The organism is Puerhibacterium puerhi (assembly GCF_009846865.1).
Taxonomy (GTDB): domain Bacteria; phylum Actinomycetota; class Actinomycetes; order Actinomycetales; family Cellulomonadaceae; genus Puerhibacterium; species Puerhibacterium puerhi.
The window spans coordinates 155,670-170,946 of record NZ_WUWN01000003.1 but is presented as its reverse complement, the minus strand read 5'-3'; the positions used below and the strand labels follow the sequence as shown (position 1 = coordinate 170,946).

Below are 15,277 nucleotides of genomic sequence, written 5' to 3'. Positions count from 1 at the left end.
TCCTGTGCCCCGCGCGTCACACGACCCGCGGCGGCCGGCGGCGGCGTGCCGCCCACGCCCGCAGCCGGGCGAGGCGGCGTCGGTGGACGAAGACGACGTCCGCCGGGGCGGCAGGCTCGGCGGACGCCCGCTGCCGGGCGTCCAGCTCCCCGAGCCTGCGGACGAGCTCGGCCGGGTCCCCGCCGCGGTCGGGGTGGTGCGCGCGGTACAGCGCCCGGCGGGCCAGCCGGTCCGGCCGCGCGCGGTCGGGCACCATCACTGCCCGCCCGTGCCCAGCGACCGGTCGAGGAGCGTGGGTGCCCCGGAGCCGGCGACGTCGAGGTCCGCGACGTGCACGTCCACCGGCCGGCCGGCCGCCACGTCCATGACGGCGGTCCGGATCTGGGCGGCCACCTCCGCGACCGGCACCCCGACCCGGGCGACGACGGCGACCCGCACGCGCTCGGCGTCGGTCCGCACGCCGTCGACCCGCCGCCCGGGCAGGTAGGTCGCCACGGGCGCGGGGCCGGCGCCGGACAGGCGCACGACGCCGGGGCACGCGACCACCGCGGCGGCGACGCGGTCCGCCTCGGTGAGCGGCGCCGGGGGCGCGGCGGCCGTCTCGCTCACTGCACCCGCGCCGGCTCCTGACCGGCCTGGTCGCTGTCGTCGGTCGGCAGGTGGATGTCGTTGACCGACACGTTGACCTCGGTGACCTCCAGGCCGGTCATCCCCTCCACGTTGGAGATCACGTTGCGGCGCACGGCCTGCGCCACGTCGGTGATCGAGACCCCGTACTCGGTGACCAGGTCGAGGTCGACGGCCGCCTGCTTCTCGCCCACCTCGACGCTGACGCCCTGGCCGGCGGACTGCGAGGAGCCCGGGATGCGCTCGCGCACCGCGGCGAACGCGCGGGCCGCGCCGCCGCCGAGCGCGTAGACCCCGGAGACCTCGCGCGCCGCGAGGCCGGCGATCTTCTGGACGACGCCGTCCGCGATGGAGGTCCTGCCGTGCGAGCCCTGCTGCGTCGAGGAGGCCACGGCGCTCGAGCCGGAGCCCGACGTCGAGCCGGGCGAGGGGGAGCTGGTCGGGTTGCTCATGTCTGTCCTGCCTCCCGTGCTGGCGGCCCGGCATGCGCCGGGCCCGGGGCTGGGGGACGGTGGTTGTCCGCCCACCCTTTAGACCCGGGGGAGGTCGGGGAGGTTACAGACCGCCATGCCCGACGACGCGCAGGCTCCCGTGGCCGGCCCCGGCCGGTGGCCCGACGACGCCCCGCTCCTGGAGGCGGACCTCGTCGCCCGGGCGCGCGCCGGCGACGCCGCGGCGTTCGACGTCCTGGTGCGGCGGCACCGGGACCGCCTCTACGGCGTCGCCCTGCGCATGACCGGCGACCCCGAGGACGCCCAGGACGTGGTCCAGGACGCCCTCGAGCACGCGTGGCGGGCGGTGCCCCGCTTCCGGCAGGACGCGCGGCTGTCCACGTGGCTCGTGCGCATCGTGATCAACCGCTGCCGGGACCTGCGCCGGGCGCGCCCGCAGGCCGCCGTGCCGCCGGACGACACGCTGGCCGACGCCGGCACCCCGCTCGAGGCCGTGGTGGAGGGGCGCGGGCGGCAGGACGCCGTGGTCGCGGCGATCGCGCGCCTGCCGTTCGACCAGCGGGCCGCGCTGGTGCTGCACACGTTCGACGGGCGCTCGCAGGCCGAGGTCGCCCGCCTGCTCGGCACCACGGAGAGCGCCGTCAAGGTCCGCATCCACCGCGCCCGGCGCGCGCTGCTCGCCACGCTGCACGACTGGGGGTGAGGCCGCGGCCCTGGGCGGACCGGTCCACGGCGCTGCCCGGGTGCCGGACGCGATGTCCACCCCTCGGGCATTCCGGCATACCCTCGGGGCGTGAGCGAGAACCAGCAGGGCACCGAGCGGGTCGTGGCGCGCCACGAGATGCCTGACCCGCTGCGGGACGACATCCGCCTCCTCGGCGGCCTCCTGGGCACGATCCTGAAGGAGACCGGCGGGAAGAGCCTGCTCGACGACGTCGAGCGGCTGCGCGAGCTGACCATCCGCGCCTACGGCGGCGACGCCGCGGCGCTCGACGAGGCGTACGAGCTGGCGTGCTCGTTCCCGCTGGAGCGGGCGGAGGAGGTGGCGCGGGCCTTCACGTGCTACTTCCACCTGGCCAACCTCGCCGAGGAGTACCACCGCGTGCGCGTGCTGCGCGAGCGCGAGCAGGGTGCCTCGGCCGGGGCGGCGATGGACGACTCCATCCCGCAGGCCTTCACCCAGCTCGCCGAGGAGATCGGCCGGGAGGAGGCGCTGCGCCGCCTCCAGGACATCGAGTTCCGCCCCGTGCTGACGGCCCACCCCACCGAGGCCCGCCGTCGCGCGGTGTCCCGCTCGGTGCGCCGCATCTCGACGCTCCTGGCCGAGCGCGACACGCTGCACCCGGGCGGCACCTCGCGCGCCGAGAACGAGCGCCGGCTGCTGGCGGAGATCGACGTGCTGTGGCGCACCTCGCCGATCCGTGCGGCCAAGCCGACGGTGATCGACGAGGTCAAGACCGCCGTCGGCGTCTTCGACTCCACGCTCTTCCAGACCTTCCCCGAGGTCTACCGCCGCCTGGACGACTGGCTGCTGGGCGGCGACGCGGGGCGCACCGCGCCGGTGGCGCGCCCGTTCGTGCGCCTGGGCACCTGGATCGGCGGCGACCGCGACGGCAACCCGAACGTCACCTCCGAGATCACCCGCCAGGCCGTGGCCCTCGCGTCCGAGCACGTGCTCACGGCGCTCGAGGACCAGGCGCGCGCCGTCGGCCGCAAGCTGACGCTCGCCCAGCAGGGCACCCCGGCGTCGTCGGCCCTGCAGGCCCTGTGGGCCAAGCAGCGCCAGCTGTCCGACGTCGTGACCGCCGCCGCGGCCGCCGAGTCGCCGGACGAGCCGCACCGCGCCGTCCTGCTGGTGATCGCCGACCGGATCGGCGCCACGCGCCGCCGCGACGCCGACCTCGCCTACGGCGCCCCCGAGCAGCTCGAGGCCGACCTGCAGGTGGTCCAGGACTCGCTCCTCGAGGCCGGCGCGACGCGGGCCGCCTACGGCGACCTGCAGCGGCTGATCTGGCAGGTGCAGACCTTCGGGTTCCACCTGGCGGAGATCGAGGTGCGCCAGCACTCGCAGGTGCACGCCGCGGCCCTGGCCGAGATCGAGGAGAAGGGCGTCCACAGCCCGGACCTGTCCGACCGCACGCGCGAGGTGCTCGACACCTTCCGCGCGCTGGGCGCGGTCCAGCGCCGGTTCGGCGAGCGCGCCGCGCGCCGCTACATCGTCTCGTTCACCCAGCAGCCGGAGCACCTCGCGGCCGTCTACCGGCTCGCGGAGCTGGCGTTCGAGGGCACGGGCGAGGCCCCTGTCATCGACGCGATCCCGCTGTTCGAGACCTTCGACGACCTGCAGCGGTCCGTCGAGATGCTCGAGGCGATGCTCGAGCTGCCGCAGGTGCAGCGGCGCCTGGCGGAGAACGGCCGCCGCGTCGAGGTCATGCTCGGCTACTCCGACTCCTCCAAGGACGTCGGCCCGGTCGCCGCGACGCTCGCGCTGCACTCCGCGCAGGCCCGCATCGCCGAGTGGGCGCAGCGGCACGACATCACGCTGACCCTGTTCCACGGCCGCGGCGGGTCGCTCGGCCGCGGCGGCGGCCCGGCCAACCGGGCGCTGCTGGCCCAGCCGCCGCACTCGGTGGACGGCCGGTTCAAGCTCACCGAGCAGGGCGAGGTCATCCTGGCCCGCTACGGCGACCCGACCATCGCCGCCCGGCACATCGAGCAGGTCGCCGCGGCGACGCTGCTGGCGTCGGCGCCGAGCGTGGAGCGCCGCAACGTCGAGGCCACCGAGCGGTTCACCGACGTGGCCGAGGCGCTGGACGCCTCCTCGCGCACCCGGTTCCACGAGCTGGTCCGCTCCGAGGGCTTCCCGCAGTGGTTCGCGCAGGTGACGCCGCTGGAGGAGGTGGGCCTGCTGCCCATCGGCTCCCGCCCGGCCAAGCGCGGCCTGTCGGTGAACTCGCTGGACGACCTGCGCGCGATCCCGTGGGTGTTCTCCTGGTCGCAGGCGCGGATCAACCTGGCCGGCTGGTACGGCCTGGGCACCGCGATGCGCGAGTTCGGCGACGTCGAGCGGCTGCGCGCGGCCTACCGCGAGTGGCCGCTGTTCACCACGCTGCTGGACAACGTGGAGATGTCGATCGCCAAGACCGACGAGCGCATCGCCGAGAAGTACCTCGAGCTCGGCGACCGCGACGACCTGGCCCGTCTGGTGCTCGACGAGCTGCGCCTGACCCGCGAGCAGGTGCTCGCCGTGACCGGCAACCCGTGGCCGCTGGCCAACCGCCGGGTGCTGGGCCGCGCCGTACAGCTGCGCTCGCCGTACGTCGACGCCCTGTCGCTGCTGCAGGTGCGGGCGCTGCGCGCGCTGCGCACCGAGGGCGGCTCCGAGGGCAAGGTCGACGGCGCGTCGAAGGACCGCTGGCAGCACCTGCTGCTGCTCACCGTCAACGGGGTCAGCGCCGGCCTGCAGAACACCGGCTGACCCTCCCCGTTGTGGGTACAGGACACGCCGGGCGTTCCGCGGAACGCCCGGCGTGTCCTTTACCCACAACGTGTCGGCGGGCGCCGACGCGGCGTCAGCGGACGCCGATGAGCTGGGACCAGGTGCCGTTCGGGTCCTGGACGCCCACCTGCCGGCCGTACGGCGTGTCCTGCCCCTCGCCGGCCTTGCCGCCGAGCTCGACGGCGCGCGCCGCCGTCGCGTCGGCGTCGTCGGCCCCGAGGTAGACGGCCCACGACGGCGTGCCGCCGCCGAGCACCGCCGTCGCGTCGAAGATCCCGGCCAGCGCCTGGTCGCCCTCGCCGTAGGTGCTGTACCGGAAGTCCGGGGTGTCGCTCATGGTGCTCACCGGCCAGCCCGCCGCGGCGCGGTAGAACTCCACGGCGTCCTCGTACCGGTTCGTCCACAGCTCGAACCAGCTCGGGGCGCCGTGCTCGCCGTAGAGGGCGTAGCCGTCGTGGCCCCCGGGCTGCCAGAAGCCGATCTCTGCGCCGGTGGGGTCGACGGCGGTGAGGAAGCGGCCCTGGGTGGGGACGTCGTCGGGCCCGGCGATCACCGTGCCGCCATGGGCGGTGATCGCGGTGGCGGTCGCGTCGACGTCGGACGAGCGCAGGTACACGCCCCAGGCGGGGCGCTGCTCGGGCGTCATGCGCGGCCCGACGCCGGCCACGGGCGCGCCGTCCTTGGTGAACGCGCCGTAGTCGCCGAAGTCGGGGCCGTAGCCTGCGTGCTGCCACCCGAACAGGGCGGTGTAGAACGCCACGGCCCGGTCGTTGGCGCCGGCGTCCGCGGTGGTGAGGTCGAGCCAGATCGGTGCGCCGTCCGGGACGGCGGGACGTGCGGGCATGAGCGCCTCCATCGGGTCGAAAGGGAGCCGGTCGTGGCGGGCCGGCAGGCCTTGCGGGGATGGAGACGACGCTCCGGGGCCGAACTCATCGAGCCGGTGCTCGGTGAGGTCCGGCGGGCGCGCCCGTAGGCTGTGCCCGTGGCATCCGCAGCGAAGTCGTCCTTGCGCGCGTTGGGTTCTATCGAGCCTCAGACCCGACGGGAGCTCATCCATGCGCGGCTGCGTGAGGCCATCAGCTCTGGGGAGATCTCGCCGGGGACGCACCTGGCCGAGGTCGAGCTGAGCGAGTCGCTGGGCGTCAGCCGGGGCACGCTGCGCGAGGCGCTGCGGCAGCTGCAGCAGGAGGGGCTCGTGTCCTCCGACTCGCGCGGGCGGCTCTCCGTCCGCATCGTCTCGGCGCGGGAGGTCGACGAGATCTTCGCGGTTCGGCACGCCCTGGAGAGCCTGGCGTTCGAGCTGGTGTGCGGGCTGGAACGCCGCGAGGGCGCCGCGGCGCGGATGGCCGAAGGGCTCGAGCGTCTGCGCCGCAGCGAGGGTGACTTCGTGGCGCAGCTCGATGCCGACCTCGCGTTCCACGAGCTCCTGTGCGAGCTCAGCGGGAACGAGACGCTGGTGCACAGCTGGCGGAGCGTCAGCGGGTTGACGCGTGCGGCGATCACCGCCGCCGGCGCGGAGACCGCGGTGCTCAACATGGCTGTGGAGCGGCACGCTCCGCTCGTGCAGTTCGTCGAGACCGGCGACGCAGCGGGTGGCCGGGAGTTCCTGCGCACCCACATGCTCCAGGCCGCCGAGCGCATCAAGCAGCACATGGCCCAGGCTGCCGACGCCACTGCCTGAGGCGTTCGCGCGCCCGCGCGCAAGCGGCCCAGGGCGGCTCAGCGACACCGGCGCAGCACCCGCTTGACATCTGCACCGTGACGCACGCTACAGTCCTGCTGTCGGTCTGTTAACAATACGACTGACAAACAGCATCCTCCGATCGAGGACGCCCGTGCAGTGCAGCACAGGGACAGAGAGAGACACATGACGACGACGTCGCCACAGCAGCCGACTCTGCGGCTGCGCGGCATCACGAAGACTTTCAGCGGGGTCCGGGCGCTGCGGGGGGTCGACTTCGAGCTCCGAGCCGGCGAGGTCCATGCCCTTCTCGGCGAGAACGGCGCCGGCAAGTCCACGCTCATCAAGATCATCGCGGGCGCGCACCAGCCGAGCGGGGGCACCGTGGAGCTGGACGGGCAGCCCGTGACCCTGCGTGGGCCGCACGACGCGCTGCACCGGGGGGTCGCGGTCGTCTACCAGGAGACCAGCCTCGCGCCCGACCTGTCGGTCCTCGAGAACCTCTACCTGGGCGCCTGGAAGCGCGCCGCCGGACGGATCGACTGGGCGGCGATGCGGGCCGAGGCCCGCGAGCTCTTCGACCGCCTCGGGATGGACATCCCGCTCGGGCGGCGCGTCGGCGATGTCAGCAAGGCTGTGGCGCAGCAGGTGGAGATCGCTCGGGCGCTCCTGAGGAACGCTCGCATCCTCATCCTCGACGAGCCCGGCTCGGTGCTGAACGACGACGAGCTCAAGAGCCTGCACTCGCTCCTCGTCGACTCCCGGCAGCGCGGCGTCGCCGTCGTGTACATCTCGCACCGGCTCGAGGAGATCTTCCGCATCGCGGACCGCATCACGGTCCTGCGGGACGGGGAGAGCATCGCCACCGCACCGGCGGCCGAGGTCGACGAGGCGTGGGTGATCAACCGGATGGTGGGCCGAGACGTGGCCGCCCTGCACGCCCACGCCCGGCAGGAGCCCGGGGCCCCGGTGCTCCAGGTCGAGGCCTTGCGCAGCGGGCCCGAGGTGCGCGACGTGTCGTTCACCCTCCGGGCCGGCGAGATCGTCGGGATCGGTGGCCTGGTGGGGTGCGGCCGCACCGAGGTGGCCCAGGCCGTAGCCGGGCTGCGCCCCGCCGAGTCGGGCACCGTGCGCATCCTCGGTCAGGAGCCCCCGGCGACGCCGTGGGCACGCCGCCGCGCCGGCCTCGGTTACCTGCCCGGTGACCGCAGCGGCCAGGGCGTCTTCGGTGGGCGCAGCCTGATCTCCAACCTCACGCTGACGACGCTGTCGCGGTACACGCGCTTCGGGCTGCTGGACAACCGCCGTCGCGCGAAGGCCGCCGCCGGCCGTCTGGACGAGCTCGGCGTCCGGCCGGCGATCCCGGACTACGCGATCGGCGACCTCTCCGGCGGCAACCAGCAGAAGGTCCTCCTGGGCCGGGTGCTCGAGCCGAAGCCCTCCGTCGTCATCCTCGAGGAGCCGACGAGCGGCGTGGACATCGGGGCCAAGCTCGAGATCCACAAGATGGTCGACGCCCTCGTCGCCGACGGTGTCGGCGTCCTGCTGCTGTCGTCCGACCTCCCGGAGCTGGTCTCCATGTCCGACCGCGTCCTGGTCATGAGCGAAGGGCGGGTCGTGGGGGAGCTTCCCGGCGGAGCCAGTCCCGAGGACGTCATGTCGCTCGCGTTCACGTCCACCCCCGTCGTCTCGGAGGCATGACCCGTGCACCACGACCGTTCAGCCTCGGTCTCGATCGGGGCCTTCCTCGTCGTCGTCCTCGTCGCCCTCGGCGTCGCGGCCCCGTCCTTCTACGCGGGCGCCAACGTGCTGACCCTCGCCACCAGCGTCGCGGTGTCGGCGATCGTCGGGCTCGGCGCCCTCGTCGTGATCGCGACCGGCAACATCGACGTCAGCGCCGGCGCAATCTTCGGGATCACCGGCGTGATCGGCGCGCAGGTGGCGCTCGCCGGCGTCCCTCCGCTGGTCGCCGTGCTCGCGGCCGTCGTTGCCGGTGCCCTGCTGGGCCTGGTGAACGCGGTGCTGGTGACGATCGTCCAGATCCCGTCGATCATCGCCACCCTCGGCACCTCGAGCATCTTCACCGGGGCTCTCGTCCTGCTGACCCACGGCGGCGCGTGGGTGGTGGGCCTGCCGGCCGGCTACACCTGGTTCGGCACCGGCCGTCTGCTCGGCTTGCCCGTGCCCATCTACGTCGCGCTCGCCGCGCTCGTCCTGGGCTGGTGGGTGCTCACCCGCCGGCCGCTCGGGCGGACCGTGTTTGCCGTGGGGTCCAACCTCGAGGCCGCCCGGCTCGCGGGGATCCGCGTCAAGGCGGTGGAGGGCGGCACGTTCGTCGTCAACGGCCTGATGCTGGGGCTCGCGGCGGCGCTCACCGTCGCCCGTCTGGGTCAGGCCCAGACCAACCTGGGCGCGAACATCACGATGGCTGCGATCACCATCGCGGTGGTTGGCGGTGCGAGCGTCTTCGGCGGGACCGGCACGGTCCTGGGCATCTCGCTCGCCGCCGTGCTGGTGGAGCTGACCGGCTCCGCCCTGATCTTCTTCCACATCGACTCGATGTGGACCCGTGCCCTCCAGGGGCTGTTCATCGTCGCGGCGCTCGTCGTCTCCGTCCTCCAGCGCCGGCGCCAGGGGGCGTCGCTGCGCGCGAGGTTCCTCACCCGAAAGGACGTGGCCCATGTCCGCTAGGTCGCTGCAGCGGGCGCTCGCCCCGACCGTGCTCGCGCTCCTGCTCGTCATCGTCGTGGTGACGATGTCGACGCTCTCGCCCTACTTCCTCAGCGTCGGCAACGTCGTCAGCGCCATCAACCTCGCCGCGCCCCTCGGGATCATCGCGGTCGGCATGACCTTCGTCATCCTCATCGGCGGCATCGACCTCTCGGTCGCGTCGACCCTCGCGCTCAGCGCCGTCTCCGCCGGCCTCGTCTCGGAGGCCGGGTCGCCGGCAGCGGTGTGCATCGCGGTGCCGCTCATCGTCGGCGCGCTGTGCGGGCTGGCCAACGGCTGGCTCGTCAGCCGCCTGGCCCTCCCGGCCATCGTCGTCACGCTGGCGACCATGGCCGTCTATGGCGGCCTCGCGCTCGCACTGTCCGGGGGCCGCTCGCTGACGGTGCACCCGGCCCTCGCGTTCGTCGGTCTCGGCACCACCGGGGGCCTGCCGACGCCCGTGGTGCTGTGGGTCGTCGTGGTCCTCCTCGCCGCTCTCGCGCTGTCGCGCACGGCCCTGGGCGAGTACCTGTACGCGACCGGCACCTCCGCCTCGGCCGCCCGGTACGCGACGCTGCGAGTACGTGCCCTCACGCTCACGGTGTACGCCACCTCCGGCGTCCTGAGCGGTCTGGCGGCGCTGCTCGTCGCCGGCATGTCCTCGAGCGCCAAGTCCAACTTCGGCACCGGGTTCGAGCTCCTCGCGGTCACGGTCGTGGTCGTCGGCGGGGCCGCGCTCACCGGTGGGCGCGGCACCCTCTGGGGAACCGCGATGGCGACGGTCTTCATCGCGCTGCTCAACAACGGGATGTCGATCGCTTTCGTGCCGACCGAGGTCCAGACCCTCTTCGTCGGCGTCACGCTGATCGTCACCGCGAGCATCTACCGCTGGACCCCCCCGATGCTGACGCGCCTGGCGGCGCGCCGCCAGGCCGCGCCGTCCCGCTCCGGGGGCGCAGCGGCCCCGGGCGAGATCCCCGCCCCCACCTCTGCCTGACCCCACCCCCCCGGGCGGCGGCAACAGCGCCGCCGTCCCCAGCCAGCAAAGGACACCACGATGAAGCGGAAGTCCCTCCTCCTCGCCGCGGCCCTCGCGAGCTCCGCCGCGCTGTTCCTCACGGCGTGCGCGGGCCCCGACACCTCCGGTGCCGCTGTGAGCGGTTCGGCGACGAGCGCCGACGGGCCCGTGCGCGTCGCCGTGATCCCCAAGATCAACGGCATCCCGTACTACGAGGTCGTCAAGAAGGGCGTCGACGAGGCGGCCGCCGAGCTGGGTGACGACGTCGAGGTCATCTGGAACGGCCCGAGCACCGACGAGGCGAGCCAGCAGATCCAGATCATCCAGAACATGGTCAACGCCAAGGTCGACGTGATCGCGATCGCGGCCAACGACGAGGCCGCCGTCGCGCCGGCCCTCAAGGCTGCCGAGGCTGCCGGCGTGAAGGTCATGAGCTGGGACGGCGACGCGGACGTGCGCGACGTGTTCGTCCAGCTCGTCGACCCGGCGGCCTTCGGCGCCCAGCTCGCCGACCTGATGGGCGAGCAGGTGGGCGGCGCGGGCGACGTCGCGATCATCACCTCCACGTTCACCGCGCCGAACCAGGTGGCGTGGATCGACGGCATCGAGAAGGAGCTGGCGGCGAAGTACCCGGACATCGACGTCGTCACCACCGTCGAGTCGGGCGAGGACCAGCAGCGCGCCATGCAGCAGGCCACGGACCTCATCCAGTCCAACCCGGACCTCAAGGGGCTGTTCGCGGTGACGACCGCAGCCCTGCCGGGCGCCGCGCAGGCGGTGGAGAACCTCGGGCTGTCGGGCAAGGTGGCCGTCGTCGGCAACTCCACGCCCAACGCGATCCGGCAGTACTTCAAGAGCGGCACCCTGAAGTCCGCGGCCCTGTGGAACCCGGCCGACCACGGCTACCTGGTGGTCGAGACGGCCTACGCCCTCGCGCACGGCGACGTCGCCACCGATCAGGCCTTCGAGGCCGGACGGCTCGGGGAGTACTCGCCCGAGAAGGACGACGCCGGCCTGCGGATCACGCTGTCGCCGCCGTTGGTCTTCACGGCTGACAACATCGACGACTACGACTTCTGACCGACGCCGGGAGCGCGGCTCCTCGGGGCCGCGCTCCCGACCACCGCAAGGACGGACGCACCATGCCCACTGCCTCGACCATCGACACCACCAAGGCGCAGTTCGACGAGCTCGCCGCGCGGGTGCGCGTCTGGGGTGACGGGCGGGACGGGGTTCCCCTCTACCGCCGGATCACCGACCAGGTCGCCCGCACGGCGTTCGCCGAGGAGGTGCGGATCGGCCGGACGGTCGGACTGTCCAGGCCACTGCCGACGCAGCCGGACCTCGACAACCCCCGGCCCGCGCTGCACTACCTGTCCATGGCCGGCAGCACCCTGGCGGAGGGCGACGTCGAGCCGACCTGCTACAAGGACTTCGTGGGCGTGGACTACCACGGCAAGGTGGTCAGCCACATCGACTCGTTCTCCCACATCGCCTACGAGGGCGCCTTCTTCGGTGGCGCGGACGCGGCGAAGGCGACGACGGCCGAGGGGATGCGCGTGGGGGACGTGACCGAGTTCGGCGTGCTGGCCACGCGCGGCGTCCTGCTCGACATGCCGGCGCTGACGGGCGAGCCCTGGACGGAGCCGGGGACCGTGTGGTCCCTGGCCGACGTGCAGGAGGCGCTCGCCCGCACGGGCGTCACGCTGCGGGCGGGCGACGCACTCCTGCTGCGCAACGGGCACGACCGGCGCAGGCGCGAGCTCGGCGCCTGGGACGCGGACGCCGCCGCGGCGGGCCTGCACGCCGCAGCTGTGCCCTGGCTGCTCGAGCAAGGCGTGTCGGTGTTCGGTGCGGACGGCGAGACGGACGTACGGCCCAGCCCGGTCGCCGGGGTCACTCTGCCCATCCACGTGCTCTGCCTGACCATGGCCGGGGTGCCGCTGCTCGACAACCTCGAGCTCGACGCCCTGTCGGAGGCTTGCGCGCAGGCAGGGCGCTCGACGTTCGCGCTCGTCGTCGCGCCACTGAACATCCCGGGAAGCACCGGCTCGCCGCTCAACCCGGTGGCGATCCTGTGAGTACAGCGCTCCCGGCCGCATCCGCCCGCGCCCGGAGCGAGGGCGGGCGACCGGGACGTGCGGGCGGCCTGCGTGCGCTCGGCTCGATCGACTCCCAGACGCGCCGCGAGCACGTGCACGCCCGGCTGCGGGACGCGATCAGCTCGGGCGAGCTGGCGCCGGGGACGCACCTGGCCGAGGTCGAGCTGAGCGAGTCCCTCGGCGTCAGCCGCGGCACGCTGCGCGAGGCGCTGCGGCACCTGCAGCAGGAGGGCCTGGTGTCGGCCGACGCCCGCGGCCGGCTGTCGGTCCGCGTGGTCACCGACCGCGAGGTGGGCGACATCTTCGCCGTCCGCCGGGCACTGGAGAGCCTCGCCGTCGAGCTCGTGTGCGCCGCGCCGGAGCACGTCCGGGCGGCCACCCGCCTCCGGGAGGCGCTCGGGGCAATGCGCGGCACCGTCGGGGACTTCCCGGCCCAGATCCAGGCCGACATGGCGTTCCACGAGCTGCTCTGCGCGCTCAGCGGGAGCGAGACGCTCGTGCGGAGCTGGCGCGCGGTCAGCGGCCTCACCCGCGCGGCCATCACCGCCGCCGGGCCGGAGACCGCGCTGCACAACATGGCGGCCGAGCGTCACCTGCCGCTGGTCGACTTCGTCGAGGCAGGCGACGCCGCCGGCGGCGCAGAGTTCCTGCGCGAGCACATGCATGACGCCGCGACGCGGATCGTCGCCCGGATGCAGGAGCGCGGCGGGGCCTGAGGGCGCCCGACCACGTGCGACGGCGCGCGCCGACCACGTGCGACGGCGCGCGCAACCGGCCTTCCCGCCAGGTCGTCACCAGGCCGCTTGACAACCCGGCGCACCGTTCGGCAACCTTCTTGTGTCTGACTGTTAACAGTCGAATCTGAACGCGGCTTTACTGACGAGGCCCACATCAAGGGAGATGCGATGACATCGACGACGGCCGCAGCGGGCGACGCCAGCCCGGTGCTCGGCACCCGCCACAAGCTGCGCACCGCCATCGGCAGCGCGGTCGGCACCACGGTGGAGAACTACGACTTCATCGGCTACGGGACCGCGGCCGCGCTCTACTTCGGCGACGCGTTCTTCCCCGACAGCAACCCCACCACGGGCCTGCTGCTGTCCTTCGCCACGCTCGGCATCGGCTTCGCGGCCCGCCCGCTCGGCGGCATCATCGGCGGCTACCTCGGCGACAAGATCGGCCGTCGCCCCGTGCTCGTCGCCTCGCTGCTGATCATGGGCCTGTCCACCGTGGCGATCGGGGCGCTGCCCACGTACGCCACCGTCGGCATCCTGGCCCCGGTGCTGCTCGTCATCGTCCGCGTCATCCAGGGCCTGGCCTTCGGCGCGGAGTGGGGCGGCGCGATCCTCATGACGTACGAGCACGCCCCGTGGCGGCGCAAGGGCGCCTTCACGGCCATCCCGCAGGCCGGCTTCCCGCTCGGCCTGCTGCTCGCCAACCTCGCGTTCCTCGCGAGCGCGGGCCTGCCGGGCGACTGGGCCTGGCGCGTGCCGTTCCTGCTCAGCTCCGTGCTCATCGCCGCCGGCCTGTACATCCGCCTGAAGGTGGAGGAGTCCCCGGAGTTCGAGGACGCCAAGGAGCAGGGCACGCTGGCCAAGAACCCGCTGCTCACCGTGATCCGCCAGGACTGGCGCAACCTGCTGCGCGCGTTCGGCCTGCGCATCGCGGAGACCGCCGGCTACGCCGTCTCGATCACCTACATCACCTCGTACGTCCAGAGCAACGGCCTGGCCACCCGCCCGCACACGATCCTCGCGATCGTCGTCGCCGCGCTGCTCGGCCTGCCGGCCACGCTGCTGTGGGGCCGCCTCACCGACCGCGTCGGCCGCCGCCCGGTCTACCTGATCGGCACCACGCTGATGCTGCTGTTCGGCGTCCCGATGTTCCTCATGGTGAACACGGGCCGGCTCGGCCTGGTCATCGCGGTGTTCGTCATCGCGTTCGTGTTCTGCCACAACTCGCTGGCCGGCACGCAGGGCGCCTGGTTCTCCGAGCTGTTCTCCACCGAGACCCGCTCCTCGGGCGCCTCGCTGGCCTACCAGCTCGCCGCCGTGGTCTCCGGCTTCACCGCGTTCTGGGCCGTGTCCCTGTACGAGGCGTTCGGCTGGGCCGGCCCCGCCGTCCTGTTCGTCGTCTACGGCGCGATCGGCCTGGTCGCCGCGCTCGTCACGCCGGAGACGTACGGCCCCGCCAGGCGCGCCGAGGCCGAGCGCGCCACCGCCGCGGCCCTCGCGCAGGAGCAGGCCGCCGGCGGCACTACCGGCCGCGCCTCGAGCCTCGCCACCACCGGCGCCTGACACCCGGGCCGGGGCGCCCGCGCGGCGCCTCGGCCCGGGGCGTCGGCGGCGCCGGCCGACCCCCCGCACCACGAAGAGACCACGAAGAGAAGGAACCTCCCATGAGCTACCAGACCGGAGTCGGCCAGCGCACCGCCGTCGTCACGGGCGCCGCCTCCCGCCGCGGCATCGGCTTCGCCACCGCCACCCGCTTCGCCGCCGAGGGCTGGGCCGTCGCCCTGCTCGACATCGACGAGGCCGGCGCCAAGTCGGCCGCCGACGACCTGGCCGCCGCCCACGGCGTCCCGGTGATCGGCCTCGGCGTCGACGTCACCGACCCGGAGTCGGTGCGCAGCGCCGCCGCCACCGTCGCCGCCTCCGGGCTGCCGCCCGTCGGCGCCCTGGCGAACATCGCCGGCGTCGCCTCGCCCGTGCCGTTCCTCGAGGTGGACATGAAGGAGTGGCGCCGCGTCCTGGACATCAACCTCACCGGCACGTTCCTGGCCTGCCAGGCCTTCCTGCCCGCGATGATCGAGAACGGCTACGGCCGCATCGTCAACATGTCGTCGGTCTCCGCGCAGCAGGGCGGCGGCGTGTTCTCCAAGACGCCGTACTCGGCCGCCAAGGCCGGCATCCTCGGCCTGACCCGCTCGCTGGCCCGCGAGATGGCCCCGCACGGCATCACCGTCAACGCGATCAGCCCCGGCGTCGTCGACACCGACATCCGCGCCGGCGCCACCGACGCCGAGAACGAGGCCCGCCTCGCCGCGTCCGTGCCGATGGGCCGCCAGGGCACCCCGGAGGACATCGCCGCGCTGACCGTCTTCCTGTCCAGCGAGGACTCCTCGTACATCACCGGCACCACCCAGAACATCAACGGCGGCTCGTACATCGCCTGACGGCGGGCCACGAG

The 15,277-nt window shown here is 73.6% G+C and carries 15 protein-coding genes; 11 read left to right on the top strand and 4 right to left on the bottom strand.

Translation table 11 applies throughout. The features are described from left to right. Positions 1-16 precede the first annotated feature (16 nt). From GSF02_RS03455 to GSF02_RS03445, 3 genes are read right to left on the bottom strand one after another with little or no spacing between them, the layout of a single operon-like run. Positions 17-256, bottom strand: coding sequence for a hypothetical protein (locus tag GSF02_RS03455; RefSeq protein WP_159792758.1), 240 nt, complete (start codon positions 254-256; stop codon positions 17-19). Then, entirely contained in the window at positions 256-609 is a 354-nt protein-coding gene (locus tag GSF02_RS03450) for a hypothetical protein (RefSeq protein WP_159792756.1), read from the bottom strand. The genes GSF02_RS03455 and GSF02_RS03450 overlap by 1 nt, the downstream gene beginning before the upstream one ends. Then, on the bottom strand, positions 606-1,079 hold the full coding sequence (locus GSF02_RS03445; protein ID WP_159792754.1) for an Asp23/Gls24 family envelope stress response protein: 474 nt from the start codon (positions 1,077-1,079) through the stop codon (positions 606-608). The genes GSF02_RS03450 and GSF02_RS03445 overlap by 4 nt, the downstream gene beginning before the upstream one ends. A gap of 115 nt (positions 1,080-1,194) precedes the next feature. Between GSF02_RS03445 and GSF02_RS03440 the strand changes: the two genes are divergently transcribed. Both GSF02_RS03440 and GSF02_RS03435 read left to right on the top strand, forming a co-directional pair. Next, positions 1,195-1,782: an RNA polymerase sigma factor gene (locus GSF02_RS03440; RefSeq protein ID WP_159792752.1), complete on the top strand. Its 588-nt coding sequence runs from the start codon at positions 1,195-1,197 to the stop codon at positions 1,780-1,782. Positions 1,783-1,920: 138 nt separating this feature from the next. After that, positions 1,921-4,557 (top strand): phosphoenolpyruvate carboxylase, encoded by a 2,637-nt coding sequence (locus GSF02_RS03435; protein WP_159792838.1) that lies wholly within the window; start codon positions 1,921-1,923, stop codon positions 4,555-4,557. Between the two features lie 94 nt (positions 4,558-4,651). Here GSF02_RS03435 and GSF02_RS03430 read toward each other — a convergent pair whose 3' ends face one another. Then, positions 4,652-5,422: a VOC family protein gene (locus tag GSF02_RS03430; protein WP_159792750.1), complete on the bottom strand. Its 771-nt coding sequence runs from the start codon at positions 5,420-5,422 to the stop codon at positions 4,652-4,654. Positions 5,423-5,560: 138 nt separating this feature from the next. Here GSF02_RS03430 and GSF02_RS03425 point away from each other — a divergent pair, with 138 nt between their 5' ends. The 9 genes from GSF02_RS03425 to GSF02_RS03385 all read left to right on the top strand — a co-directional run bounded on the left by GSF02_RS03425 (position 5,561) and on the right by GSF02_RS03385 (position 15,263). Further along, on the top strand, positions 5,561-6,259 hold the full coding sequence (locus tag GSF02_RS03425) for a GntR family transcriptional regulator (RefSeq protein WP_201308766.1): 699 nt from the start codon (positions 5,561-5,563) through the stop codon (positions 6,257-6,259). Between the two features lie 186 nt (positions 6,260-6,445). Beyond that, on the top strand, positions 6,446-7,960 hold the full coding sequence (locus GSF02_RS03420) for a sugar ABC transporter ATP-binding protein (protein WP_159792748.1): 1,515 nt from the start codon (positions 6,446-6,448) through the stop codon (positions 7,958-7,960). Positions 7,961-7,963: 3 nt separating this feature from the next. Next, entirely contained in the window at positions 7,964-8,950 is a 987-nt protein-coding gene (locus GSF02_RS03415) for an ABC transporter permease (RefSeq protein ID WP_159792746.1), read from the top strand. Continuing rightward, entirely contained in the window at positions 8,940-9,965 is a 1,026-nt protein-coding gene (locus tag GSF02_RS03410) for an ABC transporter permease (protein WP_159792744.1), read from the top strand. The genes GSF02_RS03415 and GSF02_RS03410 overlap by 11 nt, the downstream gene beginning before the upstream one ends. Before the next feature lie 60 nt (positions 9,966-10,025). Then, on the top strand, positions 10,026-11,066 hold the full coding sequence (locus GSF02_RS03405) for a substrate-binding domain-containing protein (RefSeq protein ID WP_159792742.1): 1,041 nt from the start codon (positions 10,026-10,028) through the stop codon (positions 11,064-11,066). A gap of 62 nt (positions 11,067-11,128) precedes the next feature. After that, complete coding sequence (locus tag GSF02_RS03400) at positions 11,129-12,067, top strand: cyclase family protein (RefSeq protein WP_159792740.1); 939 nt, start codon at positions 11,129-11,131, stop codon at positions 12,065-12,067. Then, positions 12,064-12,804: a GntR family transcriptional regulator gene (locus GSF02_RS03395; protein WP_201308765.1), complete on the top strand. Its 741-nt coding sequence runs from the start codon at positions 12,064-12,066 to the stop codon at positions 12,802-12,804. The genes GSF02_RS03400 and GSF02_RS03395 overlap by 4 nt, the downstream gene beginning before the upstream one ends. Positions 12,805-12,993: 189 nt before the next feature. Then, positions 12,994-14,385: an MFS transporter gene (locus GSF02_RS03390; protein WP_159792738.1), complete on the top strand. Its 1,392-nt coding sequence runs from the start codon at positions 12,994-12,996 to the stop codon at positions 14,383-14,385. A gap of 101 nt (positions 14,386-14,486) precedes the next feature. Then, positions 14,487-15,263 carry an SDR family NAD(P)-dependent oxidoreductase gene (locus GSF02_RS03385; RefSeq protein ID WP_159792736.1) on the top strand — a complete coding sequence of 259 codons (777 nt, stop codon included), beginning with the start codon at positions 14,487-14,489 and terminating at the stop codon, positions 15,261-15,263. Positions 15,264-15,277 lie beyond the last annotated feature (14 nt).

What these genes read in the sequence shown, in the direction of transcription:
- GSF02_RS03455 (WP_159792758.1), bottom strand. Translation starts at nt 256, where the DNA reads ATGGTGCCCGACCGCGCGCGGCCGGACCGGCTGGCCCGCCGGGCGCTG.
- GSF02_RS03445 (WP_159792754.1), bottom strand. Translation starts at nt 1,079, where the DNA reads ATGAGCAACCCGACCAGCTCCCCCTCGCCCGGCTCGACGTCGGGCTCC.
- GSF02_RS03440 (WP_159792752.1), top strand. Translation starts at nt 1,195, where the DNA reads ATGCCCGACGACGCGCAGGCTCCCGTGGCCGGCCCCGGCCGGTGGCCC.
- GSF02_RS03435 (WP_159792838.1), top strand. Translation starts at nt 1,921, where the DNA reads ATGCCTGACCCGCTGCGGGACGACATCCGCCTCCTCGGCGGCCTCCTG.
- GSF02_RS03430 (WP_159792750.1), bottom strand. Translation starts at nt 5,422, where the DNA reads ATGCCCGCACGTCCCGCCGTCCCGGACGGCGCACCGATCTGGCTCGAC.
- GSF02_RS03420 (WP_159792748.1), top strand. Translation starts at nt 6,446, where the DNA reads ATGACGACGACGTCGCCACAGCAGCCGACTCTGCGGCTGCGCGGCATC.
- GSF02_RS03410 (WP_159792744.1), top strand. Translation starts at nt 8,940, where the DNA reads ATGTCCGCTAGGTCGCTGCAGCGGGCGCTCGCCCCGACCGTGCTCGCG.
- GSF02_RS03405 (WP_159792742.1), top strand. Translation starts at nt 10,026, where the DNA reads ATGAAGCGGAAGTCCCTCCTCCTCGCCGCGGCCCTCGCGAGCTCCGCC.
- GSF02_RS03400 (WP_159792740.1), top strand. Translation starts at nt 11,129, where the DNA reads ATGCCCACTGCCTCGACCATCGACACCACCAAGGCGCAGTTCGACGAG.
- GSF02_RS03390 (WP_159792738.1), top strand. Translation starts at nt 12,994, where the DNA reads ATGACATCGACGACGGCCGCAGCGGGCGACGCCAGCCCGGTGCTCGGC.
- GSF02_RS03385 (WP_159792736.1), top strand. Translation starts at nt 14,487, where the DNA reads ATGAGCTACCAGACCGGAGTCGGCCAGCGCACCGCCGTCGTCACGGGC.